At 43.4% G+C, this 15,786-nt stretch carries 10 protein-coding genes; 1 reads left to right on the forward strand and 9 read right to left on the reverse strand.

Annotated elements, in window-relative coordinates; all coding sequences use genetic code 11:
* Positions 1-26: 26 nt before the first annotated feature.
* Positions 27-3,122 (reverse strand): cyclic peptide export ABC transporter, encoded by a 3,096-nt coding sequence (locus MMB75_RS15140; RefSeq protein WP_230681849.1) that lies wholly within the window; start codon positions 3,120-3,122, stop codon positions 27-29.
* A gap of 585 nt (positions 3,123-3,707) precedes the next feature.
* Between MMB75_RS15140 and MMB75_RS15145 the strand changes: the two genes are divergently transcribed.
* Complete coding sequence (locus MMB75_RS15145; protein ID WP_045244101.1) at positions 3,708-8,198, forward strand: non-ribosomal peptide synthetase; 4,491 nt, start codon at positions 3,708-3,710, stop codon at positions 8,196-8,198.
* A gap of 179 nt (positions 8,199-8,377) precedes the next feature.
* Here the strand turns inward: MMB75_RS15145 and MMB75_RS15150 are convergent, their stop codons facing one another.
* The 8 genes from MMB75_RS15150 to MMB75_RS15185 form a co-directional block, all read right to left on the reverse strand.
* Positions 8,378-9,343, reverse strand: a complete 966-nt coding sequence (locus MMB75_RS15150) for a glycoside hydrolase family 25 protein (RefSeq protein WP_045244102.1) — start codon at positions 9,341-9,343, stop codon at positions 8,378-8,380.
* 154 nt (positions 9,344-9,497) lie between these two features.
* On the reverse strand, positions 9,498-9,944 hold the full coding sequence (locus MMB75_RS15155; protein ID WP_016821295.1) for a phage holin family protein: 447 nt from the start codon (positions 9,942-9,944) through the stop codon (positions 9,498-9,500).
* 109 nt (positions 9,945-10,053) lie between these two features.
* On the reverse strand, positions 10,054-10,932 hold the full coding sequence (locus tag MMB75_RS15160; RefSeq protein WP_045244103.1) for a tail fiber protein: 879 nt from the start codon (positions 10,930-10,932) through the stop codon (positions 10,054-10,056).
* Between the two features lie 15 nt (positions 10,933-10,947).
* Complete coding sequence (locus MMB75_RS15165) at positions 10,948-11,337, reverse strand: phage tail-collar fiber domain-containing protein (RefSeq protein WP_017426424.1); 390 nt, start codon at positions 11,335-11,337, stop codon at positions 10,948-10,950.
* Positions 11,338-11,379: 42 nt separating this feature from the next.
* Positions 11,380-12,168 carry a putative phage tail protein gene (locus MMB75_RS15170; protein WP_045244104.1) on the reverse strand — a complete coding sequence of 263 codons (789 nt, stop codon included), beginning with the start codon at positions 12,166-12,168 and terminating at the stop codon, positions 11,380-11,382.
* A gap of 41 nt (positions 12,169-12,209) precedes the next feature.
* Entirely contained in the window at positions 12,210-12,476 is a 267-nt protein-coding gene (locus MMB75_RS15175) for a hypothetical protein (protein ID WP_017426422.1), read from the reverse strand.
* Between the two features lie 59 nt (positions 12,477-12,535).
* Positions 12,536-13,084 carry a hypothetical protein gene (locus MMB75_RS15180; RefSeq protein WP_045244105.1) on the reverse strand — a complete coding sequence of 183 codons (549 nt, stop codon included), beginning with the start codon at positions 13,082-13,084 and terminating at the stop codon, positions 12,536-12,538.
* A 14-nt stretch (positions 13,085-13,098) separates the two neighbouring features.
* A complete protein-coding gene (locus MMB75_RS15185) occupies positions 13,099-15,786 on the reverse strand; it encodes a hypothetical protein (protein ID WP_045244106.1) in 2,688 nt (895 codons plus the stop codon).

Here is a 15,786-nt window from a genome sequence, read left to right on the forward strand (position 1 = left end):
CTTTTTTATAAATTTGAATGGATTGGTTATGAGCCACTGACTTCAGCACTCAGTACTTCCAGTTCCTTCATCTGTCCCATTTCCATCTTCAACAGGCGGTCTGCGGTATGAAAATAATGGTCATCATGCGTGATGGCGAAAACAATTTTGCCTGCCGCCTTCATTTCAGGCAGAAGTGTATGGTAAAAGAACTTTCGGAACTCTGGATCTTGATCCGCAGCCCATTCGTCAAACAAATATACAGGTCGATTCTCCAGATAACAGACCAACAGCGCAAGCCGCTTCCGCTGGCCGCCAGATAGCTTGAGCGTGCTAAAATATCCATCCTTAACCGTTACTTTATCCTCCAATCCCAGCCTTTTCAGATAACGCTCAATGTCAGATTGCTTTTCCTTATAATCAATGTCGTACAAACGCTCAAACAAATGGAAATCAGAGAACACGGTGGAGAAATACTCGCCCGAGGTACGTGGGTCAATGGCTTCTCCATTGATCGTGATGTATCCCGTTTGTGGCGGGTAAAGAGCGGTCATTAGCTTGGCAAGCGTTGTTTTACCACTGCCGTTGCCGCCTGTAATAAAAATGATCTGTCCTTTAGCGGCCTCCAGCGTAATAGGTCCAACCACAAAGCTGGACTCTCCAGTCACGTTGCTGTACTCAAAGCTAAGATTGTGAAAACCAATGCGTTCCACAGCAACCTCTTCATCCACCACACTCGCAGTATCATGTACTTCTCCACTGTCATTAGTTGGCATTTCCGCAATAAAGGTTTTAATTCTTCGCCATGAGGTCCGAATCTGGAACAACTCCGGCACAGCCTGCAACAACCCGTTGATCGGTCCAATCAAATATAGAAACACGACAACAAATTGAATTAATGTGTAATCCTTTATGTTCGGGAAAATCGTCGGGAACACAAAGGTTACTACACCTAAAATTAAAATCAGCAGCGTTTCGCCCAGCACCAGCGCATTGGTAAATTTAATACGGGACACCGAGCGTTTTTGCCGATACTGTTCACAGCTATCCTGAATATCGCTCCCGAACTCCGCCTTTTTGCGACCATGCATACTAAGCTCTTTAAAGCCTTTGAGCATGTGATCGATAAACCCCAAATATACGTTTTGGGTATCCCTCGCCTCTTCCCAATAACGGTTAGCCGTACCGCTGACAAGGCTATAAAATGCGGCAATCACCGCAATCACGACCAGCGAGAGAATTGTTCCCCAAAACGAAATCGTACCGAGATAAACAAAGCAGCAGATGACAGTCAGCAAGCTGGTTGCGAACCCGACCGCCACATTAGCCGAGAAGCCGACCATCTCCGTATCATTATTTAAAGTGGCTAAAATTTTGCCATTGTCCATGCGTTCTAATTTGTCATAAGAGCTGTGCAGCACTCGTTGAATGAGTTCCATCCGTTTTCGATAAATCATGTTATAGGTGATCTTCACTAATTTGGTTTCAATCAGCTTGCGGCCGAAAATATATACTGCCAACGCCAGCCCGAAATAATACAGCAGGTATTTGAGCGGAATCTCGCTGCCAATCGAGAAATTGACGATAAAAATGACAAAGGCATTCGCCGCACCGCTCAGCAAGCTCATCATCACCAATAAAGGAAGCGAACGTCTAGTTTCATCTGCGTTAGGGAAAAGCGTACCCAGCACCAAGTAGACAAAGCTCAAGAGCAATCCTAGGCCCAAGGCCCCAATCGCAAACGGAAAGCTAAACGGAGACCAGACAATCGCGGTTGTCCAGGAAACCCCTTGCATCGCAGTAGGAACCAGATAAACTCCATACAAAAACGGTGTACTGCAAAGTAAAAACACCAGCCATGTGAGCAGCTTTTTTGGATTCAAAGACTTATAAACACGTTGTTTGCGGATGATGTCCCGAACAACTGTAATTAGCAGAACTCCTACAGCCAGCACATAACATGCCAGCATAATCGTAATGACGGACCATGCATTATCTGTTTTCTGATCCGGCTCATACGGAGACACAGGTTGACGATCTCGTAAAATATCCATCAGGCCGTGACCCGTAATATACGTTAAAGTGGTACCGTTATTCGCCATAATCCCTACAGCGAGCTGATCTTGAGGGCGAAAAACCATATATGCAGAAAAATTCGGATTTAATCCAGCCTTCGACACCTCTCCATTTCCGCTTTGATAATCAGCCCAGCCCATAGCATAAGACGACATATCAAACTTGCTAGGAGCCACAGTGCGGTCAGGCGCATGCGTTTCCATAATTAATGGAGTCATGGGAGATTTCAGGCTGCCCAGTTGATATTTGAGCCAGGTAGCGAGGTCATTACCGTCCATCATGATATAACCAGCAGGACGATTCCCCCTAAAGACAGGGGATTGATATTCACGTGCTTGAAAAAAGCCGTTCTTGTAGCCTGTTGCCAGTGTGGATGCGGCTTCTGTGGGGTAAAGAGTGGTCTTATGCAGACCCAATGGCTGAAAAATATGGGCCTTCATATAATCTTCGTAAGGCTGCCCTGTGACCTTTTGAATGACAGCCCCCACGATGGCATAGTTAATGGTGGCATATTCAAAGCGTTCGCCAGGACGGTTATGTAATTCTAAGCCATTCACATTCCTAACAACCTGTTCGAGTGAATCGACGCGGTTGGAGATCGGAATGTCGGTAATCGTATACCATGGAATGCCACTTGAGTGATGTAGCAACTGTCGCAGTGTAATCTCGACATTTTGGTGTTTGTACTTGGCTTGGAACCATGGAAAATACTTCGAAACAGGATCATCCAGTTTCAACAAACCCTGCTGCTGTAGCTGCAGTACAGCAAGTGCTGTGAATCCTTTAGAACAAGAGGCAATTTCAAAGCTTGTCTCAGGTGTAACAGGAGCTTGCTTGTCCACATTTGCATACCCAAAACTTTTGAGGTAAGCCGTTTCTTTTCCCCGAACCACCACTACTGTCATTCCGGGGATATGACCTTCCTGCATTTTCTCATGAATAAATGCTTCTAGACGTTGAGTCGTGGCTTGATCCAAACCTGCTGCGGCTTCCGCGTGATTGGGCAGAATACATGCCGCCACTAAAGCGAAAATCAGAATAACCGCTGCCATTTTTCTCATGATCATCTTTTTACATTCCATAATCGCTCCAGCTTTCTTTGTAATATGTAATCAAAGCATGCTTGACCAATATATGTAAGACTAATTATCTAGTAATTATATAAAAACACTAGGATAAATAGTATTCAAAACGAAGCATTCAATATGGACGTATAAATATGCGTAATTTTATATTTATTTTATGGATATTTAAGCAATTTATAATGAATATATATTAAATAGGAATGGGTTTATGTGACGAAAAATCGGGAGATTACCAGGTATTGATCTTAATTCGGAGAGTCAATTTCCAAAAATACGTAATAAACTAATAATTATCAATTTAATTGAATTTGTATTAACACCTTAACATTTCATCCCGTTCGGATGTAGTGAGTTAATTCACACTTTTTCGAAATTCCCTAGTAAACCTACAAAAACCTTTTAAAGGGAACTCGTATGTTTAAATTGGTATACAATTGTCGAAAATCCGTTTTATTTTCCTCATAAAAATACATTTTTTCTGCTTGATTGTTTTTATTTGGTCGGATAGCATCATTTTTATGTAGACTCTACGTTTTTCAAAATCTGCATGTATAAGGAGGCTAATGTATGTTCTATGCATTAACGCATGCTCAAAAAAGAATTTGGTATAACGAAAAAATACATGGCACGACGGCCATGCATAATCTGACCGGACTAGTACGCATTCAAAAGGAACTCGAGCTTGGTGCACTGGAGAATGCGATTCAGCTCTTCATTTCCAAAACTGAAGGCCTCCGTATCCGGATCGAAGAGCAAGATGGAGAACCCGTACAATACGTTAAGCCCTATGAAAAGGAGAATATCGAATATCTTGATTTTAGTCATGAGACTGATCCTTTACAGCATTTTGAACAATGGCTGAAGGTCGTGAGCGGACAAGCGATGCCTCTGTTGAACTCCAAACTATATTCTTTTGTTATCTTTCGGCTGGGACCTGATGATGTTGGTTATTTGGGTAAATTTCATCATATTATTGCAGACGGTTGGGCTTTACATATCGTGTCGGAACGAATTTCGCAGTATTATACTCTACTAGTCAACCACCGTCCTCTCCCTGCTGATGAAGAATATTCCTACATACCTATCATTGATCAAGAACAAGCCTATCTAGCATCTGAACGTTTTATCAAAAATAAAATGTTCTGGAATGAAAAGTTTCAAACCTTACCTGATATGATACCCATCAACAAAAGTAAAGATATTTCGGCCGTTCGCTCATCCTTTGCCATCGATAGCGAAACCTCTCGCATCATCCAGAATTTTATCCAAAGCTCCAAGCTTTCTGTAAATGTGTTATTCGTATCCGCCCTTCTGCTTTACATCTACCGAACGACTCAAGAAACCGATGTAGTCATCGGGACACCTGTCCTGAACAGATCAGGAAAAAAGCAAAAAAATACGTTTGGCATGTTCACCAGCACAATGCCGTTTCGTATCCAAGTGGATGAAGCTTTAGATGCCTACTCCTGGATGAAGCAGGTGGGAACAGAGCTAATGAATTTTTACTTTCATCAAAAATATCCGTATGATCTTCTGGCTGGTGATTTGGAGCTTGCCCAAAAAGGATATGACGGTCTGTTTGATATGTGTGTTAATTATTACAATATGAAATTTAGTCCCCAATTTGATGGATGCCCCTATGAAGTTCAGGAGGTATTCAGTGGTTATCAGCCTTATGCCCTGCAGCTAGTTATACGTGATTGGGAGGGGAGCGGAAAAATTACGCTGGATTTTGACTATAGAGTGAAGACTTTCAGCGAGCTGCAGATTGCCAAAATGTTTGAGCATCTCATGCATATGATTCGCGAGATGATCGAGCAGCCATACACTCCGATTGCGGAAATTGAAATGCTGTCTACGCAGGAACACAATGAGCTAATCTATGAGCTGAATCAAACTCACTCCCCCTATCCTTCGTCCCTAACCATTACTCAGTTATTTGAACAGCAGGTCGTTGAAAAAGCTAATGAAATTGCCTGTTACTTTGAAGAGCAAACGTTAACCTATCGTGAGTTAAACGAACGAGCTAACCAACTGGCGAGGTTTTTAAAAAGTAGGGGGATTGGCCAAGAGAGTATCGTCGGAATCATGGCGGGGCATTCGTTTGAACTTATCATTTCGATCTTAGCTGTATTGAAATCAGGCGGGACCTACCTGCCGATAGATCCACACTATCCAGCTGACCGTGTTAGCTTTATGCTGGAGGATTCCGGGGCTGCCTTGCTGCTCACCGACGCACCATTGGATGATGATATCTCTTTTTCCAGAGAAGTCTATCGTATGGATGATGCATCCCTGTACGATGGTGATGACTCCAATCTGGAGCCGAAAATCGGACCGGACCAGCTCGCTTATGTCATTTATACCTCTGGTTCCACAGGCAAGCCTAAAGGAGTTGCAGTCCACCACAAGGGACTTGTGAATTACATATATTGGGCGAATAAAACCTACTTTTCCGCCGCACGTGAGGTCTTTGCCTGTTATTCGTCAATAGCCTTTGACTTGACCGTCACTTCCATATTCACCCCATTAATCAGCGGTCATGCCATGAGCCTCTACAGGGATGACGATTACAGCGAATTTGTATTGTTTCGCATTCTGAAAGACCAGCGTACAACCATTGTGAAGCTTACTCCCGCCCATTTGTCCCTTCTTCAAGAGTCGGATATTCGTACATCGAACGTCCGCAAATTCATTGTAGGTGGAGAAGATTTCAAAGTCAGTCTTGCCCGGAACGTTCATGACATATTTGGTGGCAATGTTACTCTGTACAATGAGTACGGACCGACAGAAACTGTTGTAGGCTGCATGATCCATATTTATGATGCGAACCGAGATATCCGAAGATCCGTTCCTATCGGCGTACCTTCTGATAACGTGGCTATATATGTGCTGGATGCGTACTTAAAGCCTGTTCCTGTACAGGTAAAAGGAGAAATTTACATTTCCGGTCCTGGAGTAGCAAGAGGATATTTGAATAGACCGGAACTCACAAAAGAAAGATTTCTCGATAATCCTTTTATTCCAGGAGAACGAATGTATAAAACCGGAGACTTGGGAATACGGCTGGAAAATGGCCTGATTGAATACCTTGGCCGGAAAGATCACCAAGTCAAAATCAAAGGCTTTCGTATCGAACTGGGGGAAATTGAAGGCGCGCTATCCTCATATCAAGGTATTCAGCACGTTGTTGTGAATGTAGTGGAATCGGACGAAGACAATAGCCAGCCTATTTTGTATGCCTACTATGTATCAGATGCTGCTGTCTCTCCCGAGCTTCTCAAAAATTATTTACATGCTTGTCTTCCCCATTATATGGTGCCTAGCCATATAATCCGGCTCGAGACCGTACCACTTACGTCAAATGGTAAGGTCGACAAGCGTAAACTTCCTGTACCAGACTTGTCCTCTGGATTAACGAGCATATATGAGGAAGCTCATAATGAGGTTGAAAATATCCTCGTACAGGTTTGGGGAGAGCTATTCCAGATGGCTAACATAGGTATCCATGATAATTTCTTTGCACTGGGCGGAGACTCTATTAAGGCAATCCAAATGACATCCAAATTAAATAACTATGATCTGGAGATAGGCGTACAGGATATTTTAGCGCATCCCAATATCGCGGAGCTTGCTCATTATACACGTCCAAAGCGTCAGCTATACGATTCAGCTCCAGCCAGCGGAGAAATTCTGCCCACTCCTATCTCCAGTTGGTTTATGGCGCAGACATTTCACAATCCTCATCACTATAATCAATCGATCATGCTTCTGCTGAAAAACGAAATGGATCGTTCCGCTTTGGAAAAGGCCTTTCAGAAGGTGATCGAGCATCACGATGCTTTAAGGATGAGCATGGAGCCTGATGGCAAGTTATTTTATAATCCAGAACTCGCCATCGTCTCGTTCAAGCTGGATTGTTACGATATGATGCTTATTTCAGCCGAGGCACGGCAACATGAATTCAATAACCTGGTGCATAACCTGCAATCCGGTTTCGATCTGTCCCACCGTCTTCCTATCCGCGCAGCTCTATTCGATCACGGACAGGAAACTCGGGAACTGTTCATCACTGCCCATCATCTGGTTGTAGACGGAGTTTCCTGGAGAATTATATTGGAGGATTTATTGAATGCATACCATGCTATAAAAGAAGATGAGGAGGTAAATTTCCCAAGAAAAACGGCCTCAGTTCAAGCCTTTGCTCAAGAACTCCATCACTATTCCACGACTGCGGATCTACGGAAAGAGCTAGAGTTTTGGCGCGAAATGGAGGGTGGAGTCCGCTATTTTCCAGCATCTATCACAAGCCTACCAACCGCTGCTGTAAACTATGCTTCATGCGCTGTGGTTGAAGAACATCTGTCTCCTGTCCAAACGCACAAACTGCTCCATGAGATGTCTCAGGCTTACCATACCGAACCTGTAGATTTACTGCTGGCTGCCTTGGCGTTAAGTGTAAAGGAATGGACCGGATTGGACGATTTCACTTATGAGGTTGAGCATCACGGAAGGAGTCTAGATCACATAGATGTATCCAGAACGGTTGGCTGGTTTACTGCGTTATATCCCTTACGTATTCAAATGCCGGGCACAGAAATAGGCAATGTCATTGCACATGTCAAGGAACTGCGCAGACGTGTTCCCCATCAGGGTATAGGTTATGGCATCCTAAAATATATGCTAGGGGCTATTGAAAAGCATACAGACATTCGTCCTATACGCTTCAATTATCTGGGACAATTCGATCACGAAAGTCAAAGTTCAGACTATGTATATAGGCATACTATAGACAATCAAAATGTAGATAACATCAATCATCTAACGACCGCCATCGAAGTTAACTGCCTGGTTGTTAACGACCAATTGGTGATCGATATGATGTACAGCACAGAAATGTTTGAAGAGGAAAGTATAACTGAATTTATGCATATGTATGTCCAAGCAATCATTCGGATCATTGATTTTACCGTTCGTCAGCAGAATGTTCATTTCACTCCTTCGGACTTTGAAACCGCTCAGATTAGTCAGGAGGATATTGAATTACTTTTCGAGTAAGATGCATTTTCTATTTACCTTTTTTTGGGATTCAGCCTATTCAGAGGTCATAAAAAACATCACTTAACCATAAGGGCAGGCGGCTGCATTTAACCGCCTGTCTATTTAGGCTTCACTCGTAGTTTCTTTACTCATTTCATATAAAAGTGGGATGGGCAGTGTATAAGTTCTTTCGAAGATCATTTGTCTTTTTTAAACACACCCAGACGATTCAACACGACCAGTAAGCGATAAAAATCATAACTGCTTGGCAGTTTCGCATCCACAATCGGACTTGACGGATTAACTGCAACAGCAGCAGCCACCGCTTCCTTGGCCCAGGCCGGTACAGGCATAGCCTGACGCGCCTCCAGTTCAGCTACTCGCTGATCCACCTTTTTAATATAAGCACTCTGTTCATTTAATGTTTGCTTGAGCACATCTTTGCTGTTTTCAAGGGCGGCGACCTGCTGCTGCAGGGCCTTAAATGCCGCTTTTTCCTCTGCTGTCATTGGCTCATCCCCCTCTTCTCCTGCAAATGCTTGGCGTAGCTCGGCCTCTGTTCCGGCATATACATTCAGATCCACAGGTCCTTGAATGCCATCAACCCGTCCACTATCGCTGTATTGCCAGAAATCCCAGCGCTTCCATGCTGTGGTATCACTAGGGAGTCGTGTACTATAACGCGCAATCCACAGTTTATAACTACCCAGTGGAGCTTTAAAATGGGCAGCAAAAGCATTCCCTGTATATACCATCGGCTTACGGCCGCTGACTCGTTCAAATTCCGTCAAAAATGCCAGCGCAACCTCATGAATCGCGGCCGAGCTAAGCTTTCCCGGATTGTTTTCATAATCCATCACCGCTGGTAAGTCGAGCGCTTTCGCGCCTCCCACCTGATCCAGTACCTCTGCGAAATGTCTGGCTTCCGCTTTGGCTGCGTTTACACTGGTTGCATCTACAAAATGGTAAGCTCCCAGCAGAAGCCCGGCTGCCTTGATCCCTTTTGCATTCATGATAAATGTTGGATCAACGTAACGCTGTCCTTGACTTGCTTTAATAAATGCAAACGATTTACCATCGGCTCGTACGCGTTTCCAATCAATCGTTCCCTGATATCGGGACACGTCAATGCCTTCGGCAGCATTAGGGATGCGATTTTGCATAAGGCGCTCCCTCCTTGTCATTCATAATGTTGTAGCACGCTGTCTCTGTTATCCATATGCTTGGACCAAGGAAACGGTTTGGGCTTTTCCACTTTTACGCCGAAAAAGGGCGATAAGGTAGTCTTCCTTTTTTGTAATGGCAACAGTCAGCACTTTATAAAGCTTTATTTTGCTTGTCAGAAGGATCGGTTGGCTTTATTTTTTCCCCACTCGACTTGGACTCAAAAATGGCGACCGCATTCCGCAAAATATCCGGCATCGGCACTCCCATTCTGCCCACATTTTCTATAATAGACAACAGCTCGTTCGCTAAATAAAAGAAAACGACGGCATCTCGGAAATAATGTGCATCCCCGAGAATACCGTCGATTAGATGGGCTACCGTAATGAGCAAAAACACGGTAACCTTGCGAAAAATACCGTAATATCCTTGGCGGCTTTTCAGCTCCCCATTAATCCAGGCCGCTGCCCATCCGGTGAAAAAGTCGATCACGACCATCCACCACAGCAACGTCAGCATTGTAGTCCACCCCCCGAAAAAATAACCGATCAAGGTCCCCGTGGAAAACCCCAGCCAAATCTGATCGATCTTTTCATGCATATTTGTTCCCCCTTTTGAACCTAGGTTTAAAATGAATGCCCTCGGTTAATCCAAGGGCATTTAAAACACGCGGTGCGTGGCATTATTTAGTTGTTACTTAGCTCTGTTCTTATTCGAAAGCATACCATTGATAAGCTTGTATTTTAACATTGTTAGATATATAAACAGTTGCACTGATATTAAAATTAAACCCACCCGGTACTCCTGAATAAGAAACAGAAGCATCTGCACCTCTATAAGTGCGAATACCTGCAAGATTGCTGATATAACCGTTATAATCACTAGTACTACTGGAAATAGATATGTTAACCAATACGATGCTAGGTGTAAACGATAATCCGGAGATTGCTAAAGATAACAAAGGATTAGTAGATGTTGCGGATACCTGACCATTAAAATTCCCACTTGCAGATTTTTTGGTGGATAATCCACTTATTACCGCCGCTAACTGATCTCCGGTCATACCAGAGTTGGCATTACCGCCTTTGCCAGTGATAGCGTTAGCGATCTTTGATTTAAGATCACTGGCTTGTGTAAAAGCTTGGTCTGCCCGATTGTAAGCTTCATTCGCTCGATCATTAGCAGCTTTTACCGCACTAGGCGTAGCTGCCTGATCTGTAGCTGTACTCCCTGTGGAAGTATTAAGCTGCACAATCCCTCTCGCCTGTGTTGACGCAGAAGGCAAATCTGATGCAGGGTGACTATGCTGCTTAGGAGCTGCATATTGCTCTGTATACTTCTTGGCATTTCCCTCTGCTGCGCTCCAGGCCGCTTGTTTGGCTGCCGTAACATGGATCTCTGTATTGCTGGCATGATTGTCTAGCGCTTCCTTGGAAGCAATCCCGTTTCCAGCCGGGTCCTTTTTGATATTTTCAACCTGCGCGGCCAATTCCTGATCGTTTGCATAAAGAGTATCAATGGGGACATTCAGAACGTCCGCATGTCCTTGGTCGGTAGTAACAAATCTGCGTGGTTGTTGTATGCTCATATTTCTTCATCCTCCTTAATAAATATCATCAATTTCGAAAACAAACTCCATATCACTGTCCTTGACCTTATTAGTCATCGTACGGACAGCTGTTAATTTACCAGCCGAATCTACCAACGCAAGCTCATTAATAGTCTCACCCACCAATTCATTTTCTGCCAGTGAGCAGGTATACCGAATGGTTGCAGGAGCAATGAATTCTGAATTGGTAATATCCTTCTGAACCAATTCCTTTCTCAACACCTGTTCTGTTCCCTCCAATGGCAGTGGCTTCCCTGCTTGATCCACACCCCCACTACCAAACGCCATTTTTACCACTTTTGTCAGTGTTCCTCCTTCAGCGCGGGCACGTGCCATCTGTTCCCTTGCGTAAGCAGTTGTAACTGTCAGAACTTGTTCTGCCATACTTATCATCCCTTCTATCTTTAAGATAATTTTTTTATATATTTAAATTGAAATGACTTCCTCGGTTGAGCTTAACATCTGACTCCCTTCCAGCATCATGCTACCATCTAATGTCCAATAATGGTTTCGAATTTTCACGTTGCCTTCCTGATGATGATCCATTCGATGCTTGATGACTAGTCTCGTACAGTTGGAATATCGCATAGGTTCCTCTGTCCATCCGGACAAAGAGGCTATCCCGTCCAGTAGCTCGACACCATCTAAGTACCATGGCTTCCCACCAAAAAAGCGGACTCTCGAAAGTAATCGAATACGAGAAACCATTTCATTCTCATGAAGAAATGCAAGCCTAGTTTTGTTATTCATATAAAATGCAAGATGAGCAGGCTTAATATCCTCGATGATCTTTTTGAAATCAAGCATATTTTCAGGAATACGGTTTTCAAAGCTTATACCAAACTTATATTCCATCGGATGAAAGTCTACTTCCCCTTCCACACCAAAAGAGTTCATGATTTTCCGTATTAAGTCTCCTGAAAATTTACCGCTTCCACGGAGTTTCGACTCCACAACAGAACGTCGCTGTTCCAACGGCTTTTCCAAATCGACCGGGATACCTAACTCCATCTCCCAGCTTTCCAGCGCCCAAGTGGCTGTGCGAACAAAAAATTGCGCCAATGTTTCATCCAGCGCGAGATATAGAGCATCTAGTTCGCTACCCTTTGCATCCATATCTGCATACATTACGCGAGAGGTTTCGTAATAGGCTGGCAGACAGGAGAATAGCTCTTGTCCACGCGAACTGGACATTAGATCCATTCTTTCATACATACTCACTCCTCCTTTGAGTACAGGCATTTTTGCTCTGTGCTCTATACCGTCTTCTTACGGAAAATAGAGCTATACCATTTAACCGTTTCTCGCTGTGCACTAGAACCCTCCATAGATGGTAAATTCTCTACGTTATCCAATTCCAGATCAGAACGATGGGATAAAATCATTTCCAACACTTGTTTACGTTGTTGTTCATTTAAAGCATAGCTTCCAATAATAGATGCTACATGGTCTTCTCCCCGATCATAGCGGGTAATACAGGCATGAGCACAAATGCGTAACTGAGCCTCTGTTAAAACGGTCATAGTTATGACTTCACCTCTTTCAATAGGTCTTTTGAAGTTAAATAGGAGTAAGTACTTGTTTAATTTCCTGTGTTACCAAGCATGAGCTGAGTCAAAGTTAATTCAAGATCTGCTATACGCTGCTTCAATAGATCTGTCTCACTTAGCTGTTGTTCCGATTTTTGCGTCAGTTCTTTAATCGCTGCCCCACTTAATCCTTCACTCCAGAATGTCGTTGGATCTCTTCGTTCTGGGGCTGTAAATGTCTGAGCAAGATATCCCGGCTCGTCACCACGTTCATTTTCCAGCATGTTCTGCCATTCATCATGTAGCTTCTGAAATGCAGCTTGAGATTCCTTGCTGAGTTGCTCATTCATCTTCTGGGCTTCTAACAATTTTTCATCATATTCCGCTTCATGGGTTAGCCAGGATTGAATGTCAAAATGGGGCTGGTATAATCCCGGTGGAACTGGAATACCTACGATATAACCAGTAAGTTTTTTTTCCTTCATAGTCTGATTCATGGTTTCTAATGAAGCATAAAAAGGGACGACTCCCACAAAGGCATCGTCCACAAGTTCATCCTCTAGATAGAGGCCGTTTGGATTTACTTTAGGAACCGCTCTCAATTCGGTCACTCCCCTTATTTTGCACGGTATTTAAAATCAAGTATCAAATAAGAATTGTGTACTGCGTTATCGCATTGTATACTGGTCTCGCCTACATATATAGTTGAGGGATAAGGGACACTACCTTCAGCAGAAAGTGCCGCAACCTCCATAGGTCTTTCTGCCTCATAACCGGCTGGTAACATAAATATCTTTGTTCCAAAAGCAGTGACACCTCCGCGAATAAATCCCTGTACATGTACCCAGCCCTGAGAATCCTTACAGTAGCCTAATGGTCTACGAGTATTATCATAGTTAACCCATCCGTTAAGTAACGTAGGTGCTATCCATTTTAAAGTGTTTTTTTGCTCTCTCCTCTCATTTTCAACGACCGATAAAAGTGCACTATTCTGTTGAACACTATCCACCAAGTCAAGCAAAAGCGTTTTTTCGTTGGCTGTGTAAGTTCCGATAAAGGTGGCAACGGGTGAACGATCAAACATTAAGTAGGTAGTTTTATAAGACGACGATAAATCGAAATTAGCAGCTAATGTATACACTTGCTCTTTACCATAGGTGGATTGGTATTGATCTGAAACTGCAGCAGTTCTCCATGACAAATCTTTTTTACCATCTTTATAGACGGATAGGATTTTATTTACTTTATTTTTTAAAATACTCGGATCATCTGTACGACCGTTAATATAATAGGCCCCGTTTGTGTAAACAGCCTTTGACCGTTCACGTAGTATAATTCCCGTACCGATTTCAACCTGATTCTCACCCTCCATAAAGGTTAACTGTCCCTCGCTAACGATAGGTTCAACAGTAGGCGCCTCAAGCTGATAAGTGAGTTGTTGCGTTGTCCAATTTCCATACCTTGTGTATGCCAAGGAAGCTATATCTGTTGTTGGTAATGTTGTAACGAAAAACGTTGCAGATGGCGTACCGTTAGCCACATAAATAGAATCTATTGGGCACCACGCCTTGCCTGCTGCTTCGTTATTAAAGGGTTTGCTTACATCCCCTTGTCCCGCAAGATACATCTTCCAACCATTAAAATACGCCTTAATTTCGTCCGATGTCGGTATATAGCTGTCTCCCCATCCGCTATCTGCAACCGACACCCCTATTTGAAAATTATCGTACGTGCCATTATTACTCGATGAACCTATATTGAGGCTGTCAGATTGACTAGTTACAGTTGCATAATCCGATTCTTTAATAACCTTGCCGTCAAACTTGACAAATATCCCAGTACCATTTATGGCTGGTATTATTCCGTTGTTTGGTGAGCCTACCGTTTTAATCCCTATTACCGATGTGTAAAATGCATACTCCCGATTATCATCCAGCACTAGGGTTTTCCACTTCTTAGACTTAAAATATTGGCCCTCCCGCTCAAATACCGTATCAGCATTTTCGCCCGTAACAGGATCGGCATGCAGGTCTGCTTGTAATGCCAGCATGGAGTCTTCACGGGGTTTGAATGGTTTGGCAATGCTTCCGATGTTAAGCATCATTTCTGAAAAGACAAACGTACCAAAAACACCTGTGTCCGCTCCAACTATAATACGCAATCCATATGTCCCCGCAGGAGTTGTAAACGTCTGTGACAAAATATGCTCACCGTTAGCGACTGCATATGGACCAGTGTCTAAGGGTTCTCCAACGTAACTCCCGTAAGCATCTAGCGCGTGAATATTATAGTATCCACCTGCACCAATGACTCCGCCGATATTAGATACTGACACTTTCATAGATAGAGTATAAATTTTACCAGCTGTAGCAGGAAGGTTCCAAGCATACAAGCTATATCCCGCCGTACTTTTAGTGATAGTGGCGACATATGGAGCAGTAATTTTTTTTGAACCTGCAGTCACGCTGTTTTCAGCTTCATAAATGCTAGGCAATAAATTCTCGCCATACCGAATCGCATACGGATTACGCACAGGCATAATGCTGTCTACATATGGATATTTAGTAGATACTTGTTCAGGTGACATGCTATCTAGGGTAGCATATTCTGAAGCGCTGACCTCATAAAGACGAATAGCATCTGCATAAAAAGCTTGACCAGTTGCTGTTGAAATCGATGAAACTTCCAGGTTTATCGCAGTATCATTTGTCGGTGCACATTTTGTATAGATCGTTACGAATCGACTTTGATCTTTTGACTGCTTGAGGGCCTTATTACCACCTGTTGAAAAGTTTACATAGATATTGTTTGAAGCATTGATGTTTTTAACATCAGCTAGGGCGATATAGTATCTTCCACCAGTAAACTTCAATCCGGTACTATACACGTTATACACACCGGAGGCATTCTTTGCAGTAACCTTGATAGATCCTGCACCCTGCGCCTTATTAGATGTTTCAACTGCAAGATCAGCTTCCCAACCTAAAAGGCTGCCGATTCGGTCACAAGAGCCTGCCCGCCCCAACAAATTCACTAACGTACGCCCGCTCAGCCCCGTCAACGAAAATGGCGCAGCCTTTTCCGTATGAGCAATCTGTACCCCAGGTTCCAAAGTTACCGCCTTACGCTCTGTTGTATTCAAACGCTTCCTAATCTCATTCACACCGTCATTCACGTCACCAGCAAAATCATCTACAGCCCCCCAGTTTTGATCCAAGTACTTCTCTAGATCAAAATACGTTGTTTTGGGCGATGTGCGGTCAATTTGATTTAAACCAAGATTCGGTGTTTTTTCGCTTGCCAT

The sequence above is a fragment of the Paenibacillus sp. P2(2022) genome (assembly GCF_029522175.1).
Classification (GTDB): Bacteria; Bacillota; Bacilli; order Paenibacillales; family Paenibacillaceae; genus Paenibacillus; species Paenibacillus polymyxa.

Coding starts and splice junctions, on each gene's coding strand:
- MMB75_RS15140 (WP_230681849.1), bottom strand. CDS start 3,122: ATGATCATGAGAAAAATGGCAGCGGTTATTCTGATTTTCGCTTTAGTG.
- MMB75_RS15145 (WP_045244101.1), top strand. CDS start 3,708: ATGTTCTATGCATTAACGCATGCTCAAAAAAGAATTTGGTATAACGAA.
- MMB75_RS15150 (WP_045244102.1), bottom strand. CDS start 9,343: ATGCAAAATCGCATCCCTAATGCTGCCGAAGGCATTGACGTGTCCCGA.
- MMB75_RS15155 (WP_016821295.1), bottom strand. CDS start 9,944: ATGCATGAAAAGATCGATCAGATTTGGCTGGGGTTTTCCACGGGGACC.
- MMB75_RS15160 (WP_045244103.1), bottom strand. CDS start 10,932: ATGAGCATACAACAACCACGCAGATTTGTTACTACCGACCAAGGACAT.
- MMB75_RS15165 (WP_017426424.1), bottom strand. CDS start 11,337: ATGGCAGAACAAGTTCTGACAGTTACAACTGCTTACGCAAGGGAACAG.
- MMB75_RS15170 (WP_045244104.1), bottom strand. CDS start 12,168: ATGTATGAAAGAATGGATCTAATGTCCAGTTCGCGTGGACAAGAGCTA.
- MMB75_RS15175 (WP_017426422.1), bottom strand. CDS start 12,476: ATGACCGTTTTAACAGAGGCTCAGTTACGCATTTGTGCTCATGCCTGT.
- MMB75_RS15185 (WP_045244106.1), bottom strand. CDS start 15,786: ATGGCAAGCGAAAAAACACCGAATCTTGGTTTAAATCAAATTGACCGC.